Source organism: Nocardiopsis sp. L17-MgMaSL7 (assembly GCF_003182025.1).
GTDB lineage: Bacteria > Actinomycetota > Actinomycetes > Streptosporangiales > Streptosporangiaceae > Nocardiopsis > Nocardiopsis prasina.
The window spans coordinates 13,506-39,176 of record NZ_QGTF01000009.1 but is presented as its reverse complement, the minus strand read 5'-3'; the positions used below and the strand labels follow the sequence as shown (position 1 = coordinate 39,176).

The 25,671-nt window shown below is 72.2% G+C and carries 24 protein-coding genes; 17 read left to right on the top strand and 7 right to left on the bottom strand.

The window, feature by feature from the left end; genetic code table 11:
• Positions 1-299: 299 nt before the first annotated feature.
• Complete coding sequence (locus BDW27_RS17115) at positions 300-1,400, bottom strand: TetR/AcrR family transcriptional regulator (RefSeq protein ID WP_110050230.1); 1,101 nt, start codon at positions 1,398-1,400, stop codon at positions 300-302.
• Between the two features lie 111 nt (positions 1,401-1,511).
• Here BDW27_RS17115 and BDW27_RS17110 point away from each other — a divergent pair, with 111 nt between their 5' ends.
• The 15 genes from BDW27_RS17110 (at position 1,512) to BDW27_RS17040 (ending at position 17,653) form a co-directional block, all read left to right on the top strand.
• The gene (locus BDW27_RS17110) at positions 1,512-2,474 is read left to right on the top strand and encodes an ATP-binding cassette domain-containing protein (RefSeq protein ID WP_110050228.1); all 963 of its coding nucleotides are present in this window, start codon (positions 1,512-1,514) and stop codon (positions 2,472-2,474) included.
• Positions 2,471-3,268, top strand: coding sequence for an ABC transporter permease (locus tag BDW27_RS17105; RefSeq protein WP_110050226.1), 798 nt, complete (start codon positions 2,471-2,473; stop codon positions 3,266-3,268). Before BDW27_RS17110 ends, BDW27_RS17105 begins: the two co-directional genes overlap by 4 nt.
• Before the next feature lie 409 nt (positions 3,269-3,677).
• Positions 3,678-4,631, top strand: a complete 954-nt coding sequence (locus BDW27_RS17100; protein WP_110050224.1) for an alpha/beta fold hydrolase — start codon at positions 3,678-3,680, stop codon at positions 4,629-4,631.
• A 14-nt stretch (positions 4,632-4,645) separates the two neighbouring features.
• On the top strand, positions 4,646-5,620 hold the full coding sequence (locus BDW27_RS17095; protein WP_110050222.1) for an arsenic resistance protein: 975 nt from the start codon (positions 4,646-4,648) through the stop codon (positions 5,618-5,620).
• A 146-nt stretch (positions 5,621-5,766) separates the two neighbouring features.
• Positions 5,767-6,612 carry an AraC family transcriptional regulator gene (locus tag BDW27_RS17090; protein ID WP_017545056.1) on the top strand — a complete coding sequence of 282 codons (846 nt, stop codon included), beginning with the start codon at positions 5,767-5,769 and terminating at the stop codon, positions 6,610-6,612.
• 165 nt (positions 6,613-6,777) lie between these two features.
• Positions 6,778-7,587, top strand: a complete 810-nt coding sequence (locus BDW27_RS17085) for an ABC transporter ATP-binding protein (protein ID WP_304592453.1) — start codon at positions 6,778-6,780, stop codon at positions 7,585-7,587.
• A gap of 102 nt (positions 7,588-7,689) precedes the next feature.
• Positions 7,690-8,742, top strand: a complete 1,053-nt coding sequence (locus BDW27_RS17080) for an iron-siderophore ABC transporter substrate-binding protein (protein WP_017545058.1) — start codon at positions 7,690-7,692, stop codon at positions 8,740-8,742.
• Positions 8,742-10,844 (top strand): iron ABC transporter permease, encoded by a 2,103-nt coding sequence (locus BDW27_RS17075; RefSeq protein ID WP_110050218.1) that lies wholly within the window; start codon positions 8,742-8,744, stop codon positions 10,842-10,844. Before BDW27_RS17080 ends, BDW27_RS17075 begins: the two co-directional genes overlap by 1 nt.
• A 56-nt stretch (positions 10,845-10,900) precedes the next feature.
• Entirely contained in the window at positions 10,901-11,989 is a 1,089-nt protein-coding gene (locus BDW27_RS17070; RefSeq protein WP_110050216.1) for a peptidase C39 family protein, read from the top strand.
• Between the two features lie 109 nt (positions 11,990-12,098).
• Positions 12,099-13,004 (top strand): aminoglycoside phosphotransferase family protein, encoded by a 906-nt coding sequence (locus BDW27_RS17065; RefSeq protein ID WP_110050215.1) that lies wholly within the window; start codon positions 12,099-12,101, stop codon positions 13,002-13,004.
• 346 nt (positions 13,005-13,350) lie between these two features.
• Positions 13,351-14,682, top strand: coding sequence for a cytochrome P450 (locus BDW27_RS17060; RefSeq protein WP_017545062.1), 1,332 nt, complete (start codon positions 13,351-13,353; stop codon positions 14,680-14,682).
• Positions 14,664-15,764, top strand: a complete 1,101-nt coding sequence (locus BDW27_RS17055; RefSeq protein ID WP_026129349.1) for a cytochrome P450 — start codon at positions 14,664-14,666, stop codon at positions 15,762-15,764. Before BDW27_RS17060 ends, BDW27_RS17055 begins: the two co-directional genes overlap by 19 nt.
• 116 nt (positions 15,765-15,880) lie before the next feature.
• Positions 15,881-16,216, top strand: coding sequence for a helix-turn-helix transcriptional regulator (locus tag BDW27_RS17050; RefSeq protein WP_049568273.1), 336 nt, complete (start codon positions 15,881-15,883; stop codon positions 16,214-16,216).
• A gap of 2 nt (positions 16,217-16,218) precedes the next feature.
• Positions 16,219-16,881 carry an SRPBCC family protein gene (locus BDW27_RS17045; RefSeq protein WP_017545065.1) on the top strand — a complete coding sequence of 221 codons (663 nt, stop codon included), beginning with the start codon at positions 16,219-16,221 and terminating at the stop codon, positions 16,879-16,881.
• Between the two features lie 208 nt (positions 16,882-17,089).
• A complete protein-coding gene (locus tag BDW27_RS17040; RefSeq protein ID WP_017545066.1) occupies positions 17,090-17,653 on the top strand; it encodes a dihydrofolate reductase family protein in 564 nt (187 codons plus the stop codon).
• 56 nt (positions 17,654-17,709) lie between these two features.
• On the opposite strand, the gene BDW27_RS17035 is transcribed toward BDW27_RS17040, so the two are convergent.
• The 4 genes from BDW27_RS17035 to BDW27_RS17020 all read right to left on the bottom strand — a co-directional run bounded on the left by BDW27_RS17035 (position 17,710) and on the right by BDW27_RS17020 (position 22,553).
• Positions 17,710-18,462, bottom strand: coding sequence for an Atu4866 domain-containing protein (locus tag BDW27_RS17035; RefSeq protein ID WP_110050480.1), 753 nt, complete (start codon positions 18,460-18,462; stop codon positions 17,710-17,712).
• 71 nt (positions 18,463-18,533) lie between these two features.
• Entirely contained in the window at positions 18,534-19,946 is a 1,413-nt protein-coding gene (locus BDW27_RS17030; protein ID WP_110050478.1) for an amidohydrolase family protein, read from the bottom strand.
• A gap of 117 nt (positions 19,947-20,063) precedes the next feature.
• Positions 20,064-20,993 (bottom strand): helix-turn-helix domain-containing protein, encoded by a 930-nt coding sequence (locus BDW27_RS17025; RefSeq protein WP_110050213.1) that lies wholly within the window; start codon positions 20,991-20,993, stop codon positions 20,064-20,066.
• A 99-nt stretch (positions 20,994-21,092) separates the two neighbouring features.
• On the bottom strand, positions 21,093-22,553 hold the full coding sequence (locus BDW27_RS17020) for an aromatic amino acid lyase (protein ID WP_158543586.1): 1,461 nt from the start codon (positions 22,551-22,553) through the stop codon (positions 21,093-21,095).
• 121 nt (positions 22,554-22,674) lie between these two features.
• On the opposite strand from BDW27_RS17020, the gene BDW27_RS17015 reads away from it, so the two are divergent.
• Positions 22,675-23,328: an IclR family transcriptional regulator gene (locus tag BDW27_RS17015; protein ID WP_110050209.1), complete on the top strand. Its 654-nt coding sequence runs from the start codon at positions 22,675-22,677 to the stop codon at positions 23,326-23,328.
• A gap of 27 nt (positions 23,329-23,355) precedes the next feature.
• On the opposite strand, the gene BDW27_RS17010 is transcribed toward BDW27_RS17015, so the two are convergent.
• Both BDW27_RS17010 and BDW27_RS17005 read right to left on the bottom strand, forming a co-directional pair.
• A complete protein-coding gene (locus tag BDW27_RS17010) occupies positions 23,356-24,282 on the bottom strand; it encodes an SRPBCC family protein (protein WP_110050207.1) in 927 nt (308 codons plus the stop codon).
• A complete protein-coding gene (locus BDW27_RS17005) occupies positions 24,279-24,518 on the bottom strand; it encodes a hypothetical protein (RefSeq protein ID WP_017545073.1) in 240 nt (79 codons plus the stop codon). The genes BDW27_RS17010 and BDW27_RS17005 overlap by 4 nt, the downstream gene beginning before the upstream one ends.
• A gap of 170 nt (positions 24,519-24,688) precedes the next feature.
• Between BDW27_RS17005 and BDW27_RS17000 the strand changes: the two genes are divergently transcribed.
• The gene (locus tag BDW27_RS17000) at positions 24,689-25,663 is read left to right on the top strand and encodes a CPBP family intramembrane glutamic endopeptidase (RefSeq protein ID WP_110050205.1); all 975 of its coding nucleotides are present in this window, start codon (positions 24,689-24,691) and stop codon (positions 25,661-25,663) included.
• Positions 25,664-25,671: the final 8 nt, after the last annotated feature.

The window sequence follows — 25,671 nt, the reverse complement described above, 5'->3', positions numbered from 1 at the left end:
CTCTCCCAGCCTTCGACTGGCGTGTCCCCTAGCAGGTCAAACCGGTGGATTCGACCCTCACCCCACAAGAGTCAACTTTGATTGACTTTTTCGGGAAGTCAACCTAGATTGACTAGAGGCGGGGTTGGCGACACCCGCGCCCCCTCCACGACCCAGGGAGGACCGATGACCCTCACCTTCGACGATCCCGCACCCGAACCCGTGAGCAGACGAGGCGGACCCCGTGCGGCCCTCCGACGCCCCGGCGGGCGAGAGCACCCTTCACCGGTTACGCACGGCACTCCCGGCGGTCCCCTCGATCAGCGAGCGGTCCGAGCCCCGTTCCCGCCCTTCCTCGCGCCTCCCTGCGGAACCGGGGCGCCCACCGCGTGGGCCGCACCGCGCCCCTCGGATCGGGCGACGACCCGGCCACGGTGCAGACGGAGCGCGCTCTCGGTGTCGTCGTGCGGGTCGGTGACGCCGACCGCCATGGCCAGCCCCGGGTCGAGCACGAACCTCGGCCGCGCCCAGGCCCCGGCGGGAAAGGACGAGAACAGGCAGGAGCGGAGTTCGGCCAGGACCAGCCGGACCAGGGGAAGGAGTTCGGCGGGTTCGGAGGTGACGGGCACGATCGTCACCGGCACGTCCTCGGAGACGGCGCGCAGTGCCTCCTCCACTGCCTCCAACCGGTGCAGCCCCAACACCGCCACGATCCCGTCCTCGACCGGGAACCGCTCACCGTGCAGGACGTCGCGCGCGGTGGGTGCCGACCAGGGTTCGTCCACGGGGCGGGCGTCCGGGACGTGGGCGATGTGCGGCAGGGGCCAACCGTCGTCCAGGTCAACCCCGGCCAGGCGTTCGCAGGACCGGATGACCGTGAAGGGGTCGACGAACCCGGGAGCCGCCGCGGCCAACTGCCCGGCCCCGTGCAGGCTGGTGAGCACGCTCTCGGCGACCCTGACCCGGCGCCGACCCGCAGGGGACTCGGGGGCCAGACTCTCCAATGCGCGTCCGAGCAGAATCGCCTGCACCGCCGTGGCCTGCGCGAACACCCGGCTCACGCGTGGGTCGGCGGTCACCTCGGCCATGAGTTCGGCCCCGACCCGATCATCGGTGCCAGTGAGGGGCAGGCGGGCCACCCACGCGCGAGCGAAGGCACCCAGGGCCCGGGGGGCGTCGCCGACAGGCTCCGCGGCCCCGGCCAGGGGTTCGCGCTCGGCGGCCTCGGCCAGCACGGCGAAGTACAGGGCGCGTTTGCCCGGGAAGTTGGAATAGACGGCGCCCCGCGTCAGGTCGGCGCGGTCCGCGATGCGGTCGATCTTGGTCTCGCGGAAGCCGCGTTCGGCGAACTCCTCGCGCGCCGCCACGAGCACGCGCGCCCTGTTGGCCTCCTGCTGCTGTGCCCTGCTGAGCCGGACCATCTTCCTCCTCGTCTCGGTCCCCCCATCCTACGTTGAGATACCACCAGCACTCAGATACCCTCAACATCCAAATGACAACATCATCTGAACTTCCGGAAGAGGGAGTGAATCATGCCTGAATACGCGTTCCAGGCCCGCGGCCTGGTCAAACGGTTCGGCCGGACGACCGCGCTGTCCGGGGTCGACCTGGCCGCCCGGCCCGGGTCGGTCCTGGGCGTCCTGGGCCCCAACGGCGCGGGCAAGACCACCGCCGTCCGTGTCCTGGCCACCCTCGCCCGCCCGGACGAGGGCACCGCCTCGGTCGGCGGCTTCGACGTCGTACGCGAGGCACCAAGGGCACGCCGCCTGATCGGGCTGACCGGCCAGGGTTCGATGGTCGACGACGAACTCTCCGGTCACGCCAACCTGGTGCTCCTGGGTCAACTCCTGGACCTGCGAAGAGGAGAGGCCCACGCCCGCGCGGACCACCTCCTGACCCGCTTCGGGCTCACCGAAGCCGCCCGGCGCCCCGTCACCACCTACTCCGGAGGCATGCGGCGCCGCCTGGACCTGGCGGCCAGCCTGGTGGGGCGGCCCAGCGTGGTCTTCCTCGACGAACCCTCCGTGGGACTCGACCCCGGACGGCGCGAGGACCTGTGGCGGATGATCCGCGAACTCACGGCGGAGGGGACCACCGTGCTGCTCACCACGCAGTACCTGGAGGAGGCCGACGCCCTCGCCGACGAGATCGCGGTGATCGACCGGGGCCGCGTGATCGCCGACGGCACGCCCGCCGAACTCAAACGCGTGGTGGGCGGGCAGGCCGTTTCCCTCCGGACCGCCGACCCCGCTCGAGCCGAGGAGGCCGCGGAGGTCATGCGGCGGGTCACGGGCCGTGAACCCGAGCACACCCGCCACACCCTGTCCGTCCCGGTCGAGGGTGACTCCTCGGCCTGGGACGTGGCCGGGGAACTGCGGGAGCGGGGGATCACGGTGACCGAGTTCTCCCTGCACCTGCCCAGCCTCGACGAGGTGTTCTTCGCGCTGACCGGAGCACCCCGGAACACCGACACGGAGAAGGAGTCCGCCGCATGAGCACCGTCGAGACACGAACGGCAGCCCCTCGCCCCGCGCCCCTCATCCGGCACAGCCTGGTGCTGGCCCGGCGCGGCCTGGCCAAATCCCTGCGCAACCCGGGTTCGCTCGTGAACGGCGTGATGACCCCGGCCCTGTTCATGATCCTGTTCGTGTACCTGTTCGGCGGGTCGGTGTCCGGCTCCACCGGCGCCTACCTCCAGTACCTCTTCCCGGGCGTCCTGGTGATGGGCGCGGGCATCGCCGGAATGCTCTCGTCGGGACTGACCATCAACATCGACATGAAGAAGGGCGTCTACGACCGCTTCCGGAGTCTGCCCATCGGCCGCTCGGCCCCTCTGCTCGGCTCCGTCCTGGCCGACCTGGTCCGCTACCTCGTCACGGTGCTGGTCCTGTTCGCGATCGGGCACCTGATGGGCTTTCGCGTGGAGACCGACCCCGGTTCCGCGATCGCCGCCTGCGCGCTGGCCATCGGCTTCGGATTCGGCCTGAGCTGGGTGATGGTGTTCCTGGGCGTGCTGCTGCGCGACGAGGGAGCCGTCATGGCCATCACCTTCGTCGCGATCCTGCCGCTGCTGCTGGGCACCAGCATGGCCGCGCCGGTCGAGACCCTGCCGGACTGGCTGCGGGCCTGGGCCGGGGCCAACCCGGTCACCCACGCCATGGACGCCGCCCGAGCCCTGCTGACCGGCACCCCGGCGGGTGACTCGGTCGCCCTCACGCTGGCCTGGTCGGCCGCGCTGGTCGCGGTGTTCGCCCCGCTGTCGGTCTGGGCCTTCAACCGCGAACGCTGAACCGGGTCCCGCACGCGGCCCGGCCCGTGGGTTCGACTGCCCCGGGTGGCCAGGGAGGGGTAGTGCCGCCGCTACCCGGGAGCGCGGCGGCACCATGGTGCCCTTCGACCCCGACCCGGCCCTCCGGTACGCCCTCCACGTCGTGGCCATGCGGGCGGGCCGCGTCGGCGCACAGGGGCCGCCGTCCGAAGTGGTGGCGCAGGCGCGCTCCACGAGGCGTTCCCGGTGGAGCCCTCGGGGCTCACCGACCCGGAGTCGGGCACCCCGGTGATCGTTCCCCCAGCCGACCGCGGGTCCCCGGACCGGGGCGGCGGTGGCGTGCCGACGTCCGCCCCGCTCCCCTAGGCTGACCCCCGCCGGTCCGGTCCCCCTCGTCGGGTTTCCCGGCGGGGGTACGAGAGGAGTCGCGTTGAGCGTCCAGCACCACCACGTCGAGGTGAACGGCCTCCGCCTGCACGTCGCCGAACAGGGCGAGGGGCCACTGGTCCTGCTGCTGCACGGGTTCCCGGAGAGCTGGTACTCCTGGCGGCACCAGTTCGCCGCCCTCGCCGACGCCGGGTACCGGGTGGTCGCCCCCGACCAGCGCGGGTACGCTCGAAGCGACCGTGCGCCCAGCTCGGAGGAGTACACGCTGCCGCACCTGGTCGGCGACGTCACCGCGCTGATCGGCGCGCTCGGCGCCGAGGAGGCCGTGGTGGTCGGCCACGACTGGGGAGCGGTGGTCGCGTGGACCACGGCGCTACTGCGGCCCGATCTGGTCCGTGCCGTGGCCGGGCTCAGCGTTCCGCCGCTGCCGCCCGCCGGGCTGCCCTCCGTCGAGTCCTCTCGCCGTGCCTACGGCGAGGGCTACTACCAGGCCTACTTCCAGGAGCCCGGCCGAGCCGACGCCGAGATGTCGGCGGACCCGGCCTCGACGCTGCGGCGGATCCTGGTGGGGGCCTCCGGGGCCAGCCCGCCGCGGCCGTGGGTCGTCCCCGAGGGGGTACGGCTGATCGACACCCTGCCCGAGCCGGAGGAGCTGCCCGAGTGGCTCACCGCCGAGGACGTCGAGGTGTTCGCCGGGGACTACGCGGCACCGGACGCCTTCACCGGCCCCCTTGACTGGTACCGCAACATCGACCGCAACCAGGGCCTGATGGCCGCGTTCCAGGGGCTGCGCATCGAGGTTCCGGCACTGTACGCGGTGGGCGACCGCGACATGGTCTCCGCCCTCCGGGGCGTGCCCGAACTCCGCGCGGCGCTCACCCTGATCGCTCCTAAGCTGCACACCGACCTGACTCTGCCCGGCTGCGGCCACTGGACCCAGCAGGAACGCCCCGAGGAGGTCAACCGGGCCCTCCTGGACTTCCTCGCCGCACTGTGAACGGAACCTGACCGATGTCGATCGCCGAACGCCTCCAGAGCCTGTTCGTGGCCCTGGCCGCCGTGGCCGGCCTGGTGGCGGGGCTGCTGGTGCCGATCGGCCCGGCGGCCGAACACGTGGTGCTGCCCGCGCTGCTCGTGATGCTCGCCGCCGTGTTCGTGCAGATGGACGCCGCCCACGTGGGCGAGGTCCGGCGGGCCAGGACCCTGGTGGTCCTCAGCCTGGTCCTGAACTTCGTGTTCACCCCGGCACTGGCCTGGGCCCTGGGCGCGGGCCTGCTCGGCGGGCAGCCGGACCTGCGCATCGGTCTGCTGTTGCTGCTGGTCACCCCCTGCACGGACTGGTACCTGGTCTTCACCGCCATGGCGCGGGGCCACACCGGTATCGCCGCCGCCCTGCTACCGGTCAACCTGGTCCTCCAGCTGGCCCTGCTGCCGGTGTACGTGCTGCTGCTGGGCGGGCGGGCCGCCATGGTCGACGCGGGCACCCTCGCCGAGGCGGTCCTGCTCGTGCTGGTGGTGCCGCTGGCTGTGGCGGTCCTGGTCCGGTGGGGAGCGGCCCGGTTCCGGGACGCCGACTGGCGCGAGCGCCACGTGACCGGACCGGCCGGGCGCCTGGTGCTACCGCTGCTGTACGCGGCCGTGTTCGCGATGTTCGCCTGGCAGGCGCGCACCGTCCTGGAACACCTCGGCGACCTGTTCGCGCTGCTCCTCCCGTTGGCGGTGTTCTTCGTGGTCCTGCCACTGGTCGCGGTCGGTCTGTCCCGGCTGGCGCGTCTGCCCGCCGACCAGAGGGTGGCCCTGACCATGGTCACCACCGCCCGCAACTCGCCCATCGCTCTGGCGATCGCGGTCGCGGCCTTCCCCGACCGGCCGCTCATCGCGGTCGCCCTGGTGGTCGGACCGCTCCTGGAACTGCCCGTTCTGGCCCTGCTCGCCCAACTGGTGCGCGTGCGCCACCGGAGCGGGCAGGGGAGCACCACGACCTGACCCGCGTGCTCCCTCTGCGAACCACCCACACCCGAAGTGCGCGTGTGTCGACCCCGATGTGATGACCTGGGGGAATTCGGCTATTTTTACGGTGTCGGCGCAGGTCGTCGGCGGTGGCTTCCCGGAGCGGAGGGAGTGGGGCGCCAGTGGGTGTGACCGAGTTCGCCGTGGCCTCCGAGGGCGCCGGGGCGGGGGCCTGGCGCCGTGAGCCCAGGACCCGTCTGCGCCGGGCCTCCGCACTGCCCGAGGGAGCACCCTCCCCCTTCGTGATCGTCTCCGAGTCGCACGAGCCGGGAGGACCCACGGAGTGGGAGCCGCACGCGCATCCGGCACACGAGCTGGTGTGGGTGCGCCAAGGAGCGCTGACCGCCCGTGCGGGAGACCGCCTGTTCACCGTCTCGGCGGGATGCGGGCTCTGGGTGCCCGCCGGTGAGGTGCACACGGGTCGGCTGACGGCCGGAGCCGGGCTGCACAACGCCTTCTTCTCCCCGGACCGTACGCCCCTCGCCTTCGCGGAGCCGACGGCCATCGCGATGACCCCGGCGCTGGAGTCGCTGCTGATCCACCTGGCCCGGACGGACATCGGCACCGGGGCGCGTTCGCGGGCGGAGGCGGTCGTGTTCGACCTGCTGGAGCCGACCGCTCCGCGCCTGGCACTGCGACTGCCGGGCGACGCCCGCGCCGACAGCATCGCCGGGGCACTCATGGCGGATCCCTCGGACGACCGTTCACTGGAGGAGTGGGCGCGCGGCCTGGGAACCAGCCCCCGCACGATCACTCGTGTGTTCCGCGCCTCCACGGGTCTGTCCTTCGCGCAGTGGCGACAGTCACTGCGCGTCCACCGGGCCCTGGCGCTGCTCAGCGAGGGAAACGAGGTCCAGGAGGTCTCCGAACTGCTCGGATACGCCCAGACCAGCACGTTCATCGACGCTTTCCGCCGCGTGATGGGCACGACCCCGGGCGCGTTCACGGGTCACTCACGCGGGCAGTGACCGGTTCTCCGTATCGACTGTCCGGATGTCCTGATTGCAGCCAGGACGCACCCGAACCTATTCTGAGTGAGTGAAGGCTAACCTAACTTCTTGCCGCGTCGGCCCTGCTCACGTCCGATGCGCCACACTCTTCGGGCGGGTGGTGCGCCGAGCACCGCACCGCGCGTGAGCGCCCTGAACGGGGACCGGCTCGTCCTGCGCTACGGCGGGACCACCGTCGTCCACGGAACCTCGCTGACCCTGACCACCGGTCAGGTCACCGCACTGGTCGGACCGAACGGCAGCGGAAAGTCCACCCTCCTGCGCGCAATGGCCCGCCTCCACCGTGTCGACGGCGGCCAGGTGACACTCGGAGGCGGCGACGGTGCGCCGGACCGTCCGGTGTCCCTGCTCAGCGCACGCCGGTTCGCCCGGGAGGTCACCCTCTTCGCCCAGTCCCGGCCCGTGCCGGAGGGACTGACGGTGAGCGAGGTCGTCGCCTTCGGTCGCCACCCCCACCGCCGCGGTTTCGCGGGCCCGTCCGCCGAGGACCGGGAAGCGATCGAACGCGCGATGCGGGTCACCGGGGTGCGGGACATGGCCGACCGGGCCGCCGGGCAGCTCTCCGGCGGGGAGATGCAACGCGTCTGGCTCGCCGCCTGCCTGTCCCAGGACACCGGAGTGGTGCTGCTCGACGAACCCACGAACCACCTGGACCTGCGCTACCAGATCGAGACCCTCGACCTGATCCGGGACCTGGCCGAGGACCACGGGGTCGCGGTCGGGGTCGTCCTGCACGACCTGGACCACGCCGCTCGCGTCGCGGACCGGGTGCTGCTGTTGAGCTCCGGTCGCGCGCACGCCGAGGGGCCGCCCTCCGCAGTGCTCACCACCGACAACCTCAGCGAGGTCTACGGCCTCCGGATCGAGGTCACCCGGGACCCCACCGGCCGGCTCCGCATGGACCCGGTCGGCCGTCACCCGGCCCACCGGTAGGTCCTTCCCTTCCTGACCGGCACCGCCCCTCGTTTGCCCGTGCCCGGCGCCCCCACCCCTCAGCGAAGTCCCCAGAGCAGTTCGAAGCAGAGAGAACCCACCATGACCAGTGCCAGCAGACTCGCGACCCTCACCGCCGTGGCCGTCGCCCTGATCGCTTCGGGGTGCGGCACGACCAGTGTCGACGAGACCGAGCCCGAGGCCCTCGCGGCGCCCCCTTCGGAGGACTGCGCCGAGGACGCCACGGCCACCTCGACCGACCCGGTGACGCTGACCGACGGCGTCGGCCGGGAGGTGGAACTCGACCAGCCCGCCGAACGCGTCGCGGTCCTGGAGTGGCAGCAGGTCGAGGACGCCCTCACGCTGTGCGTCACCCCGGTGGCCGTGGCCGACCCCGAGGGCTACAGCACGTGGGTGAGCGCGGAGGAGCTGCCCGAGGGAGTGACGGACATCGGCAACCGCGAGGAGCCCGACCTCGACACCCTGTACGCGCAGGACCCCGACCTCGTCGTCGTGGAGGCCGCCGGACCCGACGACGAGATCATCGCCCGGCTGGAGGAGCGCGGCGTGCCGGTCCTCGTCACCCGCGGCGCCGACCCGGCCGACCCCATCGGCAACATGCTGGACGTCTTCGAGATGATCGGTGAGGCGACCGGCCGCACCGAACGGGCCGACGAGGTCGTTCGGGAGTTCGAGGACCACCTGGCCGGGGCCCGCGAGCAGGTGGCCGACGTCGACCTCCCCACCACCGACTTCCTGTTCTTCGACGGATGGCTCCAGGGCGGCAACCTCACCATCCGCCCCTATGGTCAGGGCGCCCTGTTCACCGCGCTCGGCGAGGAGCTCGGGATGACCTCCGCCTGGACCGACGACATCAACGACGCCTACGGCGACGGCGGCGTCGACCCCTCCTACGGTCTCGCGCAGACCGATGTCGAGGGCCTGACCGCCGTGGGTGAGGCCACCCTCTTCTACGCCAACGACGAGGGTGTCGGCGGCTACGTGGAGGAGCTGGAGAAGAACCCGATCTGGACCTCCCTCCCGGCCGTCAAGGAGGAGCGGGCGCACGCCTTCCCCCCGAGGGTGTGGGGCGCGGGCGGCCCGCGTTCGACCGCCCAGGCCATCGACGCCTTCGTCGACTCCCTCACGCGGTAATGGGCGAACTCCGTTCCGCCGGGCCCCGGCCGGTTCCGTCCCCGGGCCCCGGCCCGCGCGGCGGGGCCGCCGGGGCCGCGGTGGTCACGGCGCTGGTCACCGCGATCTGCGCGCTGGGCCTGTGGCACCTCACGCAGGGCACCTCAGGTGTGGGGTGGTGGGACCTCGTACGGTTCCTCGCGGGAGACCGGGAGGAGGTCAGCGGGGTGCCCGTCGGCCACGTGCTGGAGGGTTCGCGGCTCCCCCGCCTGTTCGCCGGTGTGGCCGTGGGCTTCGCCCTGGGCGTGGCCGGGGCACTCCTCCAGTCCGTCACACGCAACCCGCTGGCCTCCCCCGACACGCTCGCGGTCACGGCGGGCTCCTACTTCTCGCTGACCCTGGTCGCCTCGTTCGGCCTCGCCGTGCCGCTCTGGGCGTCGGGCCTGGTGGCCTTCGGCGGCGGCCTGCTGGCGGCGGCACTCGTGCTGGCGATCGCGGGCAGCGCCGCCGGAACCGCCACCACACGGCTGGTGCTGGCGGGTTCGGCGCTGGCGATGGCCCTGGACGCGGCCACCGGGATGCTGCTGATCCTGTTCAAGGAGAACACCACCGGGCTCTTCGCCTGGGGCAGCGGATCCCTCGCCCAGCTCAACGTCGACGCGTCCCTGCGCGCGATGCCGCTGATCGTGGCGGTGCTGGTGGTGGCGCTGCTGCTGAGCCGTCGGCTGGACGTCCTCGGGCTGGGCGAGGACACCGCGTCCTCACTCGGTGTCCCCGTGCGCTCCACCCGGATCACGGCGGTGGTCTGCGCGGTGATCCTGACGGGTGCGTCGGTGACGCTCGCCGGTCCGATCGCCTTCGTCGGGCTCGGCGCCCCCGTGCTGGCGCGGCTGATCGCCTCCCGCGTTCCCGCCCTGCACCGGCACCTGTTCCTGGTGACCGTTTCCGGGCTGCTCGGCGCCGCGCTGATCCTGCTCGCGGACGCGTCCCTGCGCGCGCTGCTGGGCGCCGAGGGCGCCGCCTCCATTCCCACCGGCGTGCCCACGGCGCTGCTCGGCGGCCTCCTCATCGTCGTACTGGCCCTGCGTCTGCGCGACGCGGGCCCGCTCCGCCGCCCACCGGGGGCGGGGGCCGGTCCGCGCTCCACACGGCGGTTCGTGGTGGTCCTGCTCGTGGTGGCCGCGCTGTTGGCGGCGGCCGCACTGGTCGGCGTGCTCGCTGGCAGCCTGTGGCTCCGCACGGGAGACCTCGCGCTCTGGTTCCAGGGGACCGCCCCGGACCTGGTCGGCCGGGCCCTGGACGATCGGTTTCCGCGTGTGGCCGCCGCCGTCCTCGCGGGAGCCGCGCTCGCCCTGGCCGGAAGTGTCGTCCAGGGCACCGTGCGCAACCCCCTCGCGGAGCCCGGCCTGCTGGGCATCACCGCCGGGGCGGGCCTGGGCGCGGTGATCGTCGTGACCTCCAACCCGGCCGGGGGCGTGGCCTCGCTCACCACGATGGCGGTACTGACGGGCCTGGCCACCTTCGCCCTGATCTGCGTACTCGCCTGGCGGGGCGCGCTGCGCCCGGACCGCTTCGTCCTGATCGGCATCGGGTGCGGGTACAGCCTGAGCGCCGTCACCACGTTCCTCCTGCTGCGCGCCGATCCCTGGCAGACACCGCGCATCTTCACATGGCTGTCCGGGACCACGTACGGCCGGACCCTGCCCGACGTCCTGCCCGTCGCCGTGGTCCTGCTCGTGGCGACACCGCTGGTGCTGGTGCTGAGCCGCCACCTGGACCTGCTGGCGGTGGACGAGGACACCCCGCGCGTCCTCGGCATGCGGGTGGGCCGGACCAGGCTGGCCCTGCTGACCGTCGCCGCCGTCCTGGCCGCCGTCAGTGTGGTCGCGGTGGGGGTGGTCGGCTTCGTCGGGCTCGTGGCTCCCCATCTGGCGCGCGCCCTGGTCGGGGCCCGGCACGCACGGAGTGTGCCGGTGGCGATGGTCTCCGGTGCGCTGCTGGTCTGCGTCGCCGACACCCTGGGCCGCACCCTCATCGCCCCCGCGCAGGTCCCGGCGGGACTCATGATCGCCCTGGTCGGGGGCCCCTACCTGATCTGGATCCTGCGCCGCTCCCGCGCGTGAACGACCAACGGCGCCCGCGTGGCCCCCGTCCGCCCCGAGAACTCACGGAGTACCGAATGCACTCCCACCACGCGCGACCTCCGGTGCACCGGGTCGTCGTCCCGTTCGACCCGGCCGCGCCGCCACCGGAGCTGGTGCCGGTCGTCCCGGCCGGGGTACGTGAACGCTGGGGGGCTCCCGACCGCTCGACCCACTCCCCCGTGATCGTGGCCGTCACCGACGGGGCGTCGGGCGCCTGGACCGGGGCGGCCCTGGTGACCTCCCGGCCCGGTTCGGCGTACGCGAAGATCGTCGACGCGGTGGGCGACGCGTCCAGCGCCGTCGCGGCGGCCGTCGCACTCGCCGAGGAGCGGGGGCTCTCCCAGGTCAAGTGGGAGGGGTGGACCGTGAGTCCCAGGCAGGCGGGCGCCCTCGGTTTCACCCCGTTGGAAAGCCCGCGCGGTCAGGTGGACGACCCCGGTCAGCCGTCCTCCGGCCACGTGCGCTGGCTGGTGGACTCCGAGGTGGCCGAGCCCCCGTACTACCGGCAGACCACCAACTTCACCTGCGGGGCCGTCACCGCGCTCACCGCCGGTGTCCGGGCGGGGGCGCTGTCAGCCGGGTCCCTCGACCGCGCGGCGGAGTTGGCCCTGTGGCGTGAGGCCACCAACTTCCCCGCCTGCGAACCCGTCGGCCTGGGCCTCGCTGTCCACCGCGCGCGGCCGGACGCGACCGTCACGGTGCGTCTCGACACCGACGCCCCCGTGTTGCTCGACTCCTACTCCGGGGACGAGCGGGAGTGGCGCGCCGTCCTCCAGCGCGGTTCCCGGGCCGACGCGGCCCGGGCCGGGCTGCCGGTCGACCCCCGCCGCCTGTCCCCGGAGGAGCTGCGCGCGACCGTCACCGGGGGCGGACAGGTCCTCCTGCTGCTCTCACTCGCCACGATGCAGGGGTTCGACGTACCCCACTGGGTGCTCTGCCACGGCGCCGTGCCGGGGGCCGTGGTGGTCGAGGACCCCTGGACCAACGCCGCCACGGGCGACACCTGGGTGGACGCGCACCTGCTGCCCGTCCCCGACGCCTCTCTCGACGCGATGTCCACGATGGGTCCGGACGGCTACCGGGGCGCGGTGGCCCTCGGCCACGCCACCGGCCCCGGGACCTGACCAGGCTCCACCACCTCGCACGGGGAAATGCAGTGGACGGACCCTGGGGCCGGGGAGTGGGATGGGGGTACCGCCTCACGAGCAGACGAAGAGAAGGACGTGGCCCCTGATGACCGAGACCGCCCCACCCGGGTGCCCCGATATCGACACCCGTCTGGTTCGGCGGCTCGTGGACGACCGGTTCCCCCGGTGGGCCGGGCTGCCGCTTCGGCCGGTCAGCCCCGGCGGCCTCGACCACGTGATCCACCGGCTGGGCGACGACCTGTCCGTCCGGCTCCCCCGCCACGCGGACGCGGCCGGGCAGGCGGACAAGGAGTCACTGTGGCTGCCGCGCCTGGCCCCGCACCTCCCGCTGGCCGTGCCGGAACCCGTGGCCGTGGGCGAACCGGGGTTCGGGTACCCGTGGCCCTGGGCGGTGTCGCGCTGGCTGCCGGGTGAGACGGCGACGGTCGAGGCGCTCGCGGACAGCGCCGTCTGCGCCCGACGGCTCGCCCGCTTCCTGGCCGCCCTCCAGCGGAGCACACCACGCGACGTCCCGGAACGCCTGGCGGGTGAACCACTCGCGCTTCGCGACCCGGACACCCGGTCCTCCATCGCCATGGTCGCCGACACCTTCGACGCACGGGCCCTGGCCTCGCTCTGGGAGTCCGCGCTCGACGCCCCCGCGTGGAACCGGCCACCGGTCTGGTTCCACGGCGACTTCCACACCGGCAACCTGCTGACCACCGGTGGTGAGGTGAGCGCGGTGATCGACTTCGGCAGTCTGGGCCTGGGCGACCCCGCACGCGACCTCATGATGGCCTTCACCCTGATGTCCCCGGCCACCCGGGCGGAGTTTCGCGCGGAACTCGGAACGGAGTTCGGGTTGGGTCCCGGGGAGGATGACGCGCTGTGGGCGCGCGGCCGGGGCTGGGCCCTGGCCACCGGTCTGATCGCGCACGTCGTCCACGCCGCCGCGCACCCGGACATCGCCGCGCAGACCACCCGTCAGATCGAACAGGCCCTCCTCGGCTAGGTGCACCGACCGCCCGACTGCCCGACCGCGCGGACGCCCGGCGACGGGGCGGAGCGGACCGGTGGTGGTGCCGGTCACCGGCGATCCGAAGGGTTCCCCAACGCGGGCCGAACACCGGCCGAACTCACTGGCGGGGCCCCTCCAGACCGTGGGGGCGAGTTCGCCAGCGGCCTGCCTGGTCAGCGCAATGACGCCCGTTTTTCACCTTGATGTCCGAACCCGCCCGGCGTGAGTCCACAGACCGCAGACCCCCTGGGGCAAGAGATTTGGGAGTGACGCAAGATGTAAAAAGTACCCAAAGTTTCATTAGACTGGGCGCTTCGTCGCCTCCCAGAACAGGATGCCCGTGGCCCCCCGATGCCCGTACGCCGAGCTGCACTCCGCTGAATTCACCGCCGACCCGCACGCGGTCAACCGGCGCATGGTCAAGGAACACGGCCCCGTGTTCCCCGCCGAGATCTTCCCCGGGATCAAGGCCTGGGTCGTCGCCGACTACGCACTGATCACCGCGTGGTGCCGGGACACCCGCACCTTCCGCCGCGACTCACGCCTGTGGCTCGACTGGCGTGAGGGCCGCATCCCCGACGACGCCCCGGTCGTGGCGATGATGATGCACCGGCCCAACCTCCTGTACTCCGACGGCGACGAGCACGCCCGCCTCAAGCGCTCGGTGATCGACTCCCTGGGCCGCGTCCCGGAGAGCCGGATCGGGGACATCACCCGCCAGCACGCCGACATCCTCATCGACGCCTTCTGCCAACGCGGTGAGGCCGAGCTCGTATCCGAGTACGCCCGCCTGCTTCCGCTCCTGGTCCTGTGCGAGATCTTCGGCTTCTCCCGCGACGTCGGTGAGCGCGTGCTGAACTCCCTGAGCGCCCTGTGGGACGGCATCGACGTCGTCAAGTCCAACGGCGAGTACGAACGGGCGCTGTCCGACGCGATCTCCGCCAAGCACGCCCAGCCCGGCGAGGACGTCACCTCCTGGCTTCTCCAGCACCGGTCCGGACTCAGCGACGAGGAGCTCCTGCACCAGCTCGTGGTGACGATCGGGGCCGGGGCCGAACCCACCGCTAACCTCATCTCCGGGACCACCCACACCCTCCTCGCGGACGACGAGGTCCGGCAGGCCTTCCGAGGTGCCCGCGTGGGGATCGGCGAGGCGATCGACCAGCTGCTCTGGATCGACCCCCCGGTCAACAACTACCCCGTCCTGTACCCGGTGAAGGACGTGCGGGTCAGCACGGGCACGGTCATCCGGGCCGGTGAGCCGATCCTGCTCGGGTACGCGGCCGCGCACGCGACCATGGCCGGAGAGGGCCCGGACATCGAGTCGGGCAACCGCGCACACCTCGCGTTCGGGGTCGGACCTCACCGATGCCCGGCGCAGGGGTTCGCGTACGCTATCGCGCAGGTCGGAGTCGAGACCCTTACCAAGCGTCTGCCCGACCTACGGACGAACAAGGAGGACGTCCACCGACGACCCGCCCCGTTCGCCCTGGCTCTCTCCCAGCTGCCGGTAACGTTCACCCCCGTCTCTTCGAAGGGCACGACACCTCCATGGCAACAGACATCCCCGTCCTCCACCCCTACGACCTCCACCGACAGACCACAGAACTCCGCTCCCGAGGCCCCGTCGTCGAAGTTGAGATCGTTGGTGGCGTGGTTGTTCGGGCGCTGACCGGACACGATGTGCTCATGGAGGCGCTCTCCCACCCCGGCGTACGCAAGGAGGCGCGTCACTGGCGTCCCTGGGCCGAGGGCGAGATCCCCATGGACTGGCCGCTCATCTCCTGGGTGGCCCCGGACAACATGCTCACGGCGGACGGGGACAGGCACCGGCGACTGCGCGCCCTGGTGTCCCAGGCGTTCACCCCGCGCCGGGTCGAGGCGCTGCGTCCCCGCGTCGAGGCGATCACCGCGCGACTGCTCGACGCCGTCGAGGCCGCCGGGCCGGGTCCGGTCGACCTCCGGGCGGGCCTGGCTCTGCCCCTGCCGATGACGGTGATCTCCGAGCTGTTCGGTGTCGGCGAGGAGCACCGCGACACCCTGCACACGCTGATCCACCGGGTCTTCGACGCGACCATCACCCCCGAGGTGGCCGCCCAGACCAACGCGGACCTCCAGAGCTTCCTGGGCGAGTTGGCCGCAGAGAAGGCCAGGAACCCGGCTGACGACATGACCAGTGCCCTGCTCGACGCGCGCGCCGAGGGCGACGAGCGGCTGTCGCAGAGCGAACTCGTGTGGACCCTGATCCTCATGATCGGCGCGGGCTACGAGACCACGATGAACCTCATCGGCAACGCGGTCCACGCCCTGCTCACCCACCCGGACCAGCTCGCCCTGATCCGGAGCGGCGAGGCGTCCTGGGCCGACGCCGTGGAGGAGACCCTGCGCTGGGACGCCAGCGTCCAGTACATGCCCCTGCGCTACACGGCCGAGGAGGTCACCCTGGGCGGGGTGAGCGTGCCCAAGGGCGAGGCCCTGCTGATGGGCTTCGGTGCCGCCGGCCGCGACCCGGCCCAGCACGGAGGGGACGCGGACGTCTTCGACCTGCGCCGCGCCCAGAACTCGCACCTGGCCTTCTCGCACGGCCCGCACTTCTGCCTCGGCGCCGGGCTGGCCCGACTGGAGGGGGTCACGGCGCTGGAGCAGCTGTTCACGCGGTTCCCGAACCTCCGCCTGGCCGAGGGCGAGGAGTTCCCCGAGACGGCCTCCATCGTCTCCAGCGGTCTCGACCGCCTGCCCGTCGTCCTGGGCTGACCCCGACTCCCCACGGAGCCCCGCGAGCCGCACGGTCGGCTCGCGGGGCTCCGTCGTCCCCGAGATCCTTTACCTCAGCCTCCACTTATATAAGCCAAGGTTGATATACTCTGGTCATGCATGCCTTCGACGTTCTCGGTGACCCGGTCAGACGGCGGCTCCTCGAACTGCTCTCCGACGGGGAGCTCAGCTCCGGCGAACTCACCACGGTGGTCCGCGAGGAGTTCGGGATCAGCCAGCCCGCCGTCTCCCAGCACCTGCGGGTGCTGAGGGACCACGGCTTCGCGACCGTGCGCGCCGAAGGGGCCCGGCGGCTGTACTCCATCGACGCCGAGGCGCTGCGCCCCGTGGACGACTGGCTGGATCCGTTCCGCCGGTTCTGGGCGCCGCGGCTGGCCGCCCTGGAGACCGAGATCGCCCGGGGAAAGCGACAACGACGCACCCAGGAGTGACCATGAGCGAGCGCGACCCCGTCGACGTGGACGGGCAGATCGAAGCCGTCTCCCGAGCGTTGGAGACCGGGGAACGTGACGGACGCCGGACGTTGGTGTCGTCCATCAGCCAGCGCTACTCCACCACGGTCGAGGACCTGTGGGAGGCCTGCACCTCCGCCGAACGGCTCCCCCGCTGGTTCGCCCCCGTCTCGGGCGACCTGCGACCGGGCGGCCGATACCAGGTGGAGGGCAACGCGAACGGCACCGTCGAGACCTGTGAGGCACCCCGTTCCTTCAGCGCCACCTGGGAGTACGGCGGGGACGTCAGCTGGATCGCGGTCCGGGTGGACCCGGACGGCGACGGCGCGCGGCTGACCCTCGAACACACCGCGGACGCGGACTCGGTGGCTCAGTTCTGGGAGCAGTTCGGCCCGGGCGCCACCGGTGTGGGCTGGGACCTGGCCCTGCTCGGGCTGGCCCAGCACCTGCACGCGGGCGCGCTCACGCCTCAGGAGGCGGAGGGCTGGGAGCGCACCGACGAGGGCCGCCGATTCATCACGGCGAGCAGCGCGCAGTGGGCCGAGGCCGGCGTGGCTTCCGGGGAATCGCGTCCCCAGGCCGAGGCGGCCCGGGACCGGACCACCGCCTTCTTCCTCGGAGAGGAACCGCCGAGCCGGGACTGAACGGTGCGGAGGGAGGCCGCCACGACGCCGTTGTCGTGGCGGTCTCCTCGCACAGGAGCCTGTCACCGGTCACCCCACCGGATCAACCCATGTCCCCGGCTCGGCGTGTTCGACGCGCCGCCGGCATGGCGGCCGCCTACCCCGGATCGTCGGACCCCGGTGGTACAAAACCCGGGACAGCCAACGCCCCAGCAGCGAGGTAGCCACCATGCGCAGCCTGATCGTCACCGCCTTCGTGTCCGTCGACGGGGTCATGGAGGCCCCGGGCGGAGAACGCGGGTACCGCAACTCCGGCTGGACCATGAACTCCGTGGAGCCTGACGAGGCCGCCTTCGAGATCAAGGGCCGGGAACAGGAGGAGGCTGGCGCCCTGCTGCTGGGCCGGCGCAGCTACGAGGCGTTCGCCGGGGTGTGGCCCCGCATGGAGGAGTTCGCCGGGTACAACCGCAAGCCGCGCTACGTGGTGTCCACCACGCTCACCGAGGAGGACCCGCGCTGGCCCGCCACGATCCTGCGCACGGTCGAGGACGTCGCCGAACTGAAGAGGACCGAGGGCGGTCCGCTCTCCGTCCAGGGCAGCGCCACCCTGGGCCACGCCCTCGCCGACGCCGGACTGGTCGACCGCTACCACCTGCTGGTCTTCCCGGTGCTCCTGGGAGCGGGCAAGCGGCTGTTCAGCGACACCGACAAGGACCTGACCCGGCTCGCACTCGTCGAGCACCAGGTGTACTCCAACGGCGTGCAGAAGCAGATCCTCGACGTCGTTCGGTGAGTCCCGGGCGGCACCGTCCATGTCAGCCCGTGACCGTTCGGCGCCGCCCGAGCACCTCAGCGCCTGGTGAAGCGGTATCCGGCGTGGTGCAGCACGTCTCCGTCGAACTCTCCGAAGGCCCAGAAACCCAGGTCGTCGAGGTAGTCGATCCGGGATCCGTCGATCCAGTACCGGCCGGTGTAGGCGCTCTCCCTGTCCCCCCGTGCCTCGTCGTAGCGACCGTTCGGCAGCAGCTCCTGGCGGACGAACCCGTTCTCCTCCACCCACAGCCCCGTGTGGGGGTGGTGCGGGTCATGGACGGGCTCCTTCGCCCGCTCCGGGGCGGAGCCCGGCCCTTGGACCGGCTGTCCGTCCCAGACCCGGACCCGCCCGCCGGTGATCTGCACGTCGAGGCGGCCGTTCCCGGCCGGGGCGGTTCCCTTGGGGGCTCCGGGCTCGTCGGCGACCCGGAACACGGCGACATCCGCGGGCCCGCCCGGGGTCAGGGTGCCGCCCACGTGGTCCCGGGTGAGATCGAGGGTGGCGGGCAGGACGACGGTTCCCGAGCAGTCGACCACGATCATGCCGTCGTCTCCGGCCGCCGTCAGCAGGCCCGGACCGACCCCGACGATCACCTCTCCTCCGATGAGGACGTCCGCCCGCTGCCAGTCGCCCATCAGCGGGTTGTTCGTGATGACGACGCCGCCGGTCAGCAGCAGCGGGCGTCCGCCGGGTTCACCTACCTGGGCCAGCAGCGCCTCGTCGCGCCTCGGCTGGATCGCGGGCCCCGTGCCGCTCGACGCGGGGGTGGTCGTCGGGATGTTGTTCATGGTGCTCCGTGTGTCCTGTTCTCGCTTGGTGGCGTTCACGCGTCGGTGGTCGTTCGGTTCCGCTCGTGCGGTCATCTCCGGGCCCTCGCCTGAGCGAGGAGCCGGTCCCGTGAGACGTGGACCTGTTCCCGCAGGTCGGCCAGGTCGACGTCCAGCACCCTTCCGCCCCATTTGCGGGGCTCGCCGTTGACCAGGACGGCGGTGATGTTGCGGGCGTCCGCGCCCAGGACCACGGTGCCGACCGGGTCGTTCAGCGGCATGTTGTTCAGGTCCTCGGCGCCGATGACCAGGAGGTCGGCGCGTTTGCCGGGGGTGAGCGAACCGGTCACTCCGGCCAGCCCGTTGGTCCGTGCCCCCTGGAGGGTGGCGAAGTCCAGCACGTCGTGCACGCCGATCCGGACCGGTTCGGTCTCGGCGCCGTAGGCGGCGTTGACCGCGCGCATCCGCTGCACGGTGTGCAGGGCCCGCATCTGGGTGAACATGTCCCCGGCCAGGGCCACCTCCACATCGATGCTCAGCCCCGGGCGCACTCCCACGGCGAGTGCCTCGTCGACCGCGGGGATCGCGGTCTCCAGACCGATCTGGGCGTCGGAGGTCGGTGCCAGGGAGACCGTGGTCCCGGTGTCCCCGATCAGCTTCCACGCCTCGTCGGTGAGGCCGGTGGCGTGGATCAGGGTGACGTGCGGCCCCAGCAGCCGCTGGTCTGCCCAGGCCCGCACGGACCGGGACGACGCGGTACCGAAGACCGCGTCAACGCTGACCCCGATATCCAGTTCCCTGGCGACGCGCGCCAGCTCCGGCCCGTAGGCCAGGGACGGTCCGGCGATCTCGTCGGTGGCCAGCGCCCCGACCCGCAGGGTCAGCATCCGGTCCGAACCGTCCGCGTACTCCTCCCGGAGCCGGGCGAGGTCTCCGGGCCACTGCTGGTCCCAGGCGCCGAAGTGCGGCCCCATCGCGGCGTGGACACCGCGGACGCCGCTGTCCACCAGCGCCCGGACCGCGGCGTCGGAGTGCTCGCGCGACCTCGAGTTGTGCGAGAAGTCGAGCATGCAGGTGATGCCGCTGTCGATCGCCGACAGCGCGGCCAGCCGGGTGCCGACGTACATGTCCCGGGGCTCGTAGAGAGGCGCGTAACCGGCCAGCGTGGTGGTCACGTAGTCCACGAGATCGTCCACGTCCGGCATGATCCTGCGCAGCTGGGACTGCCAGGCGTGCCGGTGGGTGTCCACGAAACCCGGAGTGATGATCGTGCCCGTGGCGTCGACCACCACCGCGTCCCCCGCCTCCAGGCCGGGACCCACCTGGGCGATCGAGTCCCCCTCGACCAGGACGTCCGAGCGCTCCAGGGTCCCGAGTTCCGGGTCCATGGTGACCACGGTCGCGTTGGTGAACAGGACACGCCGCCCGGGGTCGTCGGCCCGACGCCGGATCTCCTCCAGGAGGACGGGGCTCCCGGGGTCGTGTTCGATGGTCTCGGAGCTCATGAATGCTTCCTCGGTCGGATGCCGCGCGGTGGAGGGTTCCACCGCCTTCACCCCGAAGTCTCGTCCCGCTCCGGCGGGGCAACCAGGTCGCCGTCATCCCTGGTGCGCGACTCCCAGTCACCGGGGCGGCGCCTCCCGGAACCCCGGTCTCGAATCGAACCGGTCCCGGCCGTTGCGGTCCAGCTCCGTCTGGTCGCCCCGATCGTGGACATCGGCGTGCAGGGATCCGAGCAGGGCCAGAGCGCCCTCCGAGGGGCTCCCCCGTTCCGCCTGGTAGACGATCAGCTGCTGCCCGGGTGCGCCGTTGACCGTGAAGCTGTCGTAGCGCAGGTCCAGGTCACCCGCCTCGGAGTGGTGCAGCGGTTTGGCGTCGCCTGTCTTGCCCCGCACGTCGTGTCGCGCCCACAGCGAACGGAACTCCGCGCTCTTGAGCGCGAGCTCACCGACGACCTCGTTCAGCCGGGGATCGTCCGGGTTCAGGCCCGCCGCGCGGTGGAGTTCGGCGACGGTCGCCGAGGCGGTCCGGCGCCACTCGCGGTGGAATCGGTGCGCGGCCGGGTCGAGGAAGACCATGCGCGCCAGGTTGTCGTCCAGGGCGAAGTCGGAGTGCAGGGCCTCGGCGAGGCGGTTGCGTGCCAGGATGTCCAGGGGGTGGTCCAGCACGAAGGCCGGAGTGTCGCTCCAGCGTTCGAGGAGACGGGCCAGGTGCGGGGAGACCCGTGTGTCCCGGCGGGCCCGCCCGCGCGGGCGTCCCTCGGCGCGCGCCAAGCGACGCAGGTGGTCCGCGGCGTCCCCGTCCAGGTCCAGCGCCCTGGCCAGCGCCTCGACCACCTGCGCGGAGGGGTGGCGTTCGCGACCCTGTTCCAGGCGCATGTAGTAGTCGGTGCTGACCCCGGCCAGGAGCGCCACCTCCTCGCGGCGAAGGCCGGGAACCCTGCGGCGGCCGTACGCGACCAGCCCGAGGTCCTCGGGACGCAGCCGTGAACGTCTGGCGCTCAGGAACTCCCCCAGGTGGAAGCGGGGATCGGAGCTTCGGTCGGTGCCCATGGCGTCAAGGCTAGGCCGAGGGCGGTTTCGGCCGGAAGTGGTGTGGGTGGGTGGGCCGCACCCACCCAGAGCCTCGCCCGTCCTGGTCCCGTCTGCCGGTCAGAACCCGCTCGCCTCCGCCCGCTCCGACACCGTGTCCGACTGCGGTACCAGCGGAGCCCCGAGCTGCGGGAGCGCGCGTTCGGCCGCGTCCAGGTCCTCCTGGAGGTCGCGGTCGCCGGTGTCGTCGTCCTCACCGCCCTGTGCGCGCAGGGCGTGCCGGGCCCGGTGGAACACGGACGCGTCGCTCCCCCGCAACGACAGCGCGCGCAGGGCGGTGAGGAGCTCGCAGGCCAGGAGGGTGCGCAGAGCGGCGGTGGCGGTCTCCGTCTGCCGCACCGCCAACGGCGCGAAACTGGCGTCCTCCTCCGCCCCCCGGGACAGGACCACGGTCTCCAGGGATGCCGGGGCCGCCGACGCTCGGAGGACACCGTAGGCGGAGGCCGCCGTGTACTCGATGATCATGGTGCCCGAGGAACCCGCGGGCCCCGTGGCGAGGAAGGCGGGCAGCCCGGTGACCGCCGGGTCGGACAGGGCACGCAACCGCCCCAACAGCGACGGGGCCGCCTGGGCCAGGCCCAGCCTCAGGGCGTCCAGACGCAGGGTCAACCCGGCCATGTGGAACCCGCCGTGGTGCACGACCCCGTCCGCCACGACCAACGGGTTCTCCTGCGCGGCGGCGGTGAGCGAGCCGACCAGCCCGGCGAGTTCGGTCAGCGCGTCGACGACGACCCCCTGGACCTGGGGCGCCGCTCGGAACCCGAACGCGTCCTGGACCCGTGCGGGCCGAACGGGTCCCATGAGTTCACGCAGCCCCCGGGCGACGGTGGCCGCGCCCGGCACGACGGCGGCGCGGGCGGCCTCAGCGGAGAAGGCCTCCGGGTTGGCCCGGCAGGCCAGCGCGGACAGGGCCGTGGTCACCGTGGCGACGCGCAGCAGCGGGTCCAGGTCGGCGACCGCGAGCGCGGCCCTGCCCAGGGTCAGTGCGTTGCTGCTGATCAGCGCCAACGCGTCCGTCTCGGGGAAGCCTCGCATCGGCGCCCAGGGGGCGTCCGCCGGCCGTTCGCCCACCAACGTCAGCCCCGCCCCGGCGAGTGCCGCCAGGTCACCGGTGCCCACGGTGCCGTGCTCCCGGACGCTGGGGAGGGCCCCGGTGTTGAGCATGCTGAGAAGTGCCCGGGTGGTCTGCGGGGAGATCCCCGAGCCGCCCACCGCGATCTGGTTGATCCGCACGAGGAGCATCGCGCGCACCGCCTCCCCGGGCAACGGCGCCCCGCCCGCCGCCGCGTGGCTTCGCAACAGGCGCAGGCCGTGCCCCTCGGCTCCGGCCGCGACGTCCCGGTTCGCACCCACCCCGGTGTTGCGTCCGTAGACCGGACCGCGCTCCGTGGCCCTCGCGGCCCCGCGGTGCGCGGCCGCGACCCGCGCCCAGGCCTCGGACGTCAACGCGACGGGCTCCTCGAACCGTGCCGCCCGCGCGATCCGGCCACAGTCCAGAGGAGATCCGTCCAGGTTCAGCATGCCCGCCTCCCTCAACCTCCCGGGGCGATAGTCTGCCATCAGGTGGCAGCTTGATTCCATTGTATGAAACGAACCCGAGGTTCGCCCGTCTCCCGGGCGGATTTCTCACCGGAGGAACGACGTGGCTGAGCAGTCGACCCGGACCGTCGAGAGGGCCCTGGAACTCCTGGCGGTTGTCGCCGAACAGGGCGAGGTCTCGCTCACCGAATGCGCGCGCCGAACCGACCTGGCGCCCAGCACCGCCCTGCGCCTGCTGCGCACCCTGGAGTCCACGGGGTTCGCCCTCCGAGGGGAGGACGGTGCCTTTCGCCCGGGTCACCGGCTGATCGGCATCGGGGCCAGGGCGCTGAGCCACGACTCACTCGTCGCCTTCGCGCAGCCGTCCCTGGGCGAGCTGGCCCGCGCGACCGGCGAGTCCAGCTACCTGTGCGTGGGCACGCCGGACCAGGGAGTCCTGTACATCGCCCAAGCCGAGGGCAGCCACACGATCCGCCACGTCAGCTGGGTGGGGCACCGCTTCCCGCAGGACGGGTCCGCCGTGGGTCAGGCCCTGCGCGACGCCACCCCTCCCGAGGGGTTCATCGCCACGGTCTCCATCGTGGAACCCGAGGTCATGGCCGTCGCCGCCCCGGTGCGGGCCGCGACGGGAATCGTCGCGGCCCTCAGCGTCGTGGGTCCGGTCTATCGTCTGGACCAGCCCCGCGTCGCCGAACTGGGCGCCCTCCTGACGGCCGAGGCCGAGCGCGTGTCCGCCCTCCTCAGCGCAGAGTCCTAGACGCGCTTCGGGGCGCGGACGATCGTCCTAGGCGGCGGCCTGGGTGATGGTCTGGACGTGGATCCGCAGCTGCTTGCGGACGATCCAGTGGAGCAGGCGGTTGGCAATCCGCCGGTGGCGCAGCGCGCTCGGCCAGCTCCTGCGCACCCGCAGCCGGGCGCGCTCACCGAGCGGCTCGACGACGATCAGGAGCGCCCGACTTGCCCCCTCGTCGTCCCGCGTCCAGACGATCTCCCGTCCCTCGACCCGGTGCGTGACCGCCTCCCTCCGCACGGGCTGGTCCGGCGACACGAGGTCGACCGCTCCGTCACCGACCACCCGCGCCTCGGTCGGGCCGGGCTCCCACTCCGCCCGACGCTCAGGGTCGGAGACCAGGGCCCACAGGCGCGCGGCCGAGACCGGAACCTCCCGTTCGTATGTGAGGCTGTCCCACCCGTCCGGCACGGAACCCGGATCGGCCGCCCCGACGGGCTCCATGGAGCCCGGGGAGAGCCCGTCGAGGCCCTCGCGCACGAGGTCGGGGTCCACACCGGAACGCTCCAGCAGACGCCGGACCCGCCCTCCCTCGTCGTCGATGAGCGCGGCGATCAGGGCGACGTCGCCTCCGGCCCAGGGGCAGTCGACGAGGAGTTCACTCACGCGTTCGGACTGGGGAAGCCGGACGGCCTCCTCCTTGCCGCCCGGTTGAGCGGTCAGCGACGTGTCGATGTCCAGCAGGGCGAGATCGTCACGCAGCAGAGTACGGATGGCGGCACGCGCCTCCGTCAGGTCCAGCCCCGCGTCCATCAGGTGGCGGGCGCCGGGACCGCCACTGACGAGGGCGCCCAGCAGAAGGTGCTCGAACCCCACCTCGGCGTGACCGGCGAGGGAGGCCTCCCGGCCCGCCGCGATCTCGATGGCGGCGCGGTCGCTCCCCATGCTCAGCAGGCCCTGTCTCGCGGACTGGTTGGTCATGCCCGGCCTCTCTCCGTGATGTGGCGCAGTCTCTTCCCGTACTTCTTGTGGACGGCCTGCCGGGTCACCCCGAGGGCCGCCGCGATGGAGGTCCATGACTCTCCGGATCGCAGCGCCTCCTCCACCTGCCGCAGCTCCAAGGCGTCAACCAGGGTGCGCAGCGAGGAGACCGCGCGCAGCCCCTCGACGGGGGTGGAGGTGTCCGAGGCGGTGGCCGCCAGTTCCATCGCGTCCATGGGTGTCAACCTAGGTTGCGCGGCCGATCTCTGTCAACCCAGGTTGCGCACCGGGCCGGGACAGTCGATCCGGCCCATGACATCTGTCATGGCCACTCCATGCGGAACACCGAACCAGACCCTGACTGGTGACACTGTGTGACAGGGCTTCGTCTGCCTAGGTTCGGGACATGAGCCTCAACGACACGCTTCCGCAGCCCGAAGCCGGAGAACAGCACGTCCGCGCACGCGGACACGTCCCGCCCGGGGTCGAGTACCACCGGGTCCTCGCCGGAGGGAAACGCCGCGTCGGACGCGGGCTCCTCGCCATCGCGCTCCTGATCCTCGGCATGTTCGTCCTCAGCTTCGCCGCCGCCCAGGCAGCGGGCTTCGCCGACCTGAGGATGGGCAGGGTCAACCCGGCCATGGGCGGAACCGACTACACACCGCTCTACCACGGCGCGACCATGTTCTCCCTCGCCCTCCTGATCCCGTGGAGCATGGTGCTCCAGCGCTGGCTCTACGGAGTCAGGGGAGCCTCGCTGCACTCGGTGGCCTCCCGGTTCAGGTTCGACGTCCTCGGTCGGGCCCTCGTGTTCATCGGCCCGGTCTGGCTGCTCTCGCTACTCGTCCTGAACCTGTCCCCCGCCGGGGAACGGACGCACTGGTCGGCCGCCTCTCTGGTGGTCCTGATCGTGATCACCCTCCTACTGACCCCCCTGCAATCAGCGGGTGAGGAGTACGGGCTGCGCGGCCTCGTGTTCCGGATCGCGGGGAGCTGGGGACGCGGACCACGCGTCTCGCTCTTCCTCGGCGTCCTCGTCTCCAGCGCACTGTTCACGGTCCTCCACGGCGCGGACGACCCCTGGATCAACCTCTGGTACTTCACGCTCGCGGCCAGCCTGGCCGTCATCACCTGGCGCACCGGCGGCATCGAGATCGCGGTCGTCATCCACGCCCTGCTCAACACGGTCACCTTCGTGCTCGCCGCGGCCCTGCACACGGACATCGGCTCCGCCGTGACGGACCGGTCCGCGGGTGCGGGGTCCGCGGTCCTGCTGGTTCCCACCCTCACGGTCGCCGTGATCGCCGCCGTGGTGTGGTGGCGTTCGCACAGGACCGGACCGGCCCTGACCCCCGCGAGCCCGCACCCCGAGCAGCGGTGAGGGGAGAA

What these genes read in the sequence shown, in the direction of transcription:
- BDW27_RS17115 (WP_110050230.1), bottom strand. Translation starts at nt 1,400, where the DNA reads ATGGTCCGGCTCAGCAGGGCACAGCAGCAGGAGGCCAACAGGGCGCGC.
- BDW27_RS17110 (WP_110050228.1), top strand. Translation starts at nt 1,512, where the DNA reads ATGCCTGAATACGCGTTCCAGGCCCGCGGCCTGGTCAAACGGTTCGGC.
- BDW27_RS17105 (WP_110050226.1), top strand. Translation starts at nt 2,471, where the DNA reads ATGAGCACCGTCGAGACACGAACGGCAGCCCCTCGCCCCGCGCCCCTC.
- BDW27_RS17095 (WP_110050222.1), top strand. Translation starts at nt 4,646, where the DNA reads ATGTCGATCGCCGAACGCCTCCAGAGCCTGTTCGTGGCCCTGGCCGCC.
- BDW27_RS17080 (WP_017545058.1), top strand. Translation starts at nt 7,690, where the DNA reads ATGACCAGTGCCAGCAGACTCGCGACCCTCACCGCCGTGGCCGTCGCC.
- BDW27_RS17075 (WP_110050218.1), top strand. Translation starts at nt 8,742, where the DNA reads ATGGGCGAACTCCGTTCCGCCGGGCCCCGGCCGGTTCCGTCCCCGGGC.
- BDW27_RS17070 (WP_110050216.1), top strand. Translation starts at nt 10,901, where the DNA reads ATGCACTCCCACCACGCGCGACCTCCGGTGCACCGGGTCGTCGTCCCG.
- BDW27_RS17065 (WP_110050215.1), top strand. Translation starts at nt 12,099, where the DNA reads ATGACCGAGACCGCCCCACCCGGGTGCCCCGATATCGACACCCGTCTG.
- BDW27_RS17050 (WP_049568273.1), top strand. Translation starts at nt 15,881, where the DNA reads ATGCATGCCTTCGACGTTCTCGGTGACCCGGTCAGACGGCGGCTCCTC.
- BDW27_RS17045 (WP_017545065.1), top strand. Translation starts at nt 16,219, where the DNA reads ATGAGCGAGCGCGACCCCGTCGACGTGGACGGGCAGATCGAAGCCGTC.
- BDW27_RS17040 (WP_017545066.1), top strand. Translation starts at nt 17,090, where the DNA reads ATGCGCAGCCTGATCGTCACCGCCTTCGTGTCCGTCGACGGGGTCATG.
- BDW27_RS17035 (WP_110050480.1), bottom strand. Translation starts at nt 18,462, where the DNA reads ATGAACAACATCCCGACGACCACCCCCGCGTCGAGCGGCACGGGGCCC.
- BDW27_RS17030 (WP_110050478.1), bottom strand. Translation starts at nt 19,946, where the DNA reads ATGAGCTCCGAGACCATCGAACACGACCCCGGGAGCCCCGTCCTCCTG.
- BDW27_RS17025 (WP_110050213.1), bottom strand. Translation starts at nt 20,993, where the DNA reads ATGGGCACCGACCGAAGCTCCGATCCCCGCTTCCACCTGGGGGAGTTC.
- BDW27_RS17020 (WP_158543586.1), bottom strand. Translation starts at nt 22,553, where the DNA reads ATGCTGAACCTGGACGGATCTCCTCTGGACTGTGGCCGGATCGCGCGG.
- BDW27_RS17010 (WP_110050207.1), bottom strand. Translation starts at nt 24,282, where the DNA reads ATGACCAACCAGTCCGCGAGACAGGGCCTGCTGAGCATGGGGAGCGAC.
- BDW27_RS17005 (WP_017545073.1), bottom strand. Translation starts at nt 24,518, where the DNA reads ATGGACGCGATGGAACTGGCGGCCACCGCCTCGGACACCTCCACCCCC.
- BDW27_RS17000 (WP_110050205.1), top strand. Translation starts at nt 24,689, where the DNA reads ATGAGCCTCAACGACACGCTTCCGCAGCCCGAAGCCGGAGAACAGCAC.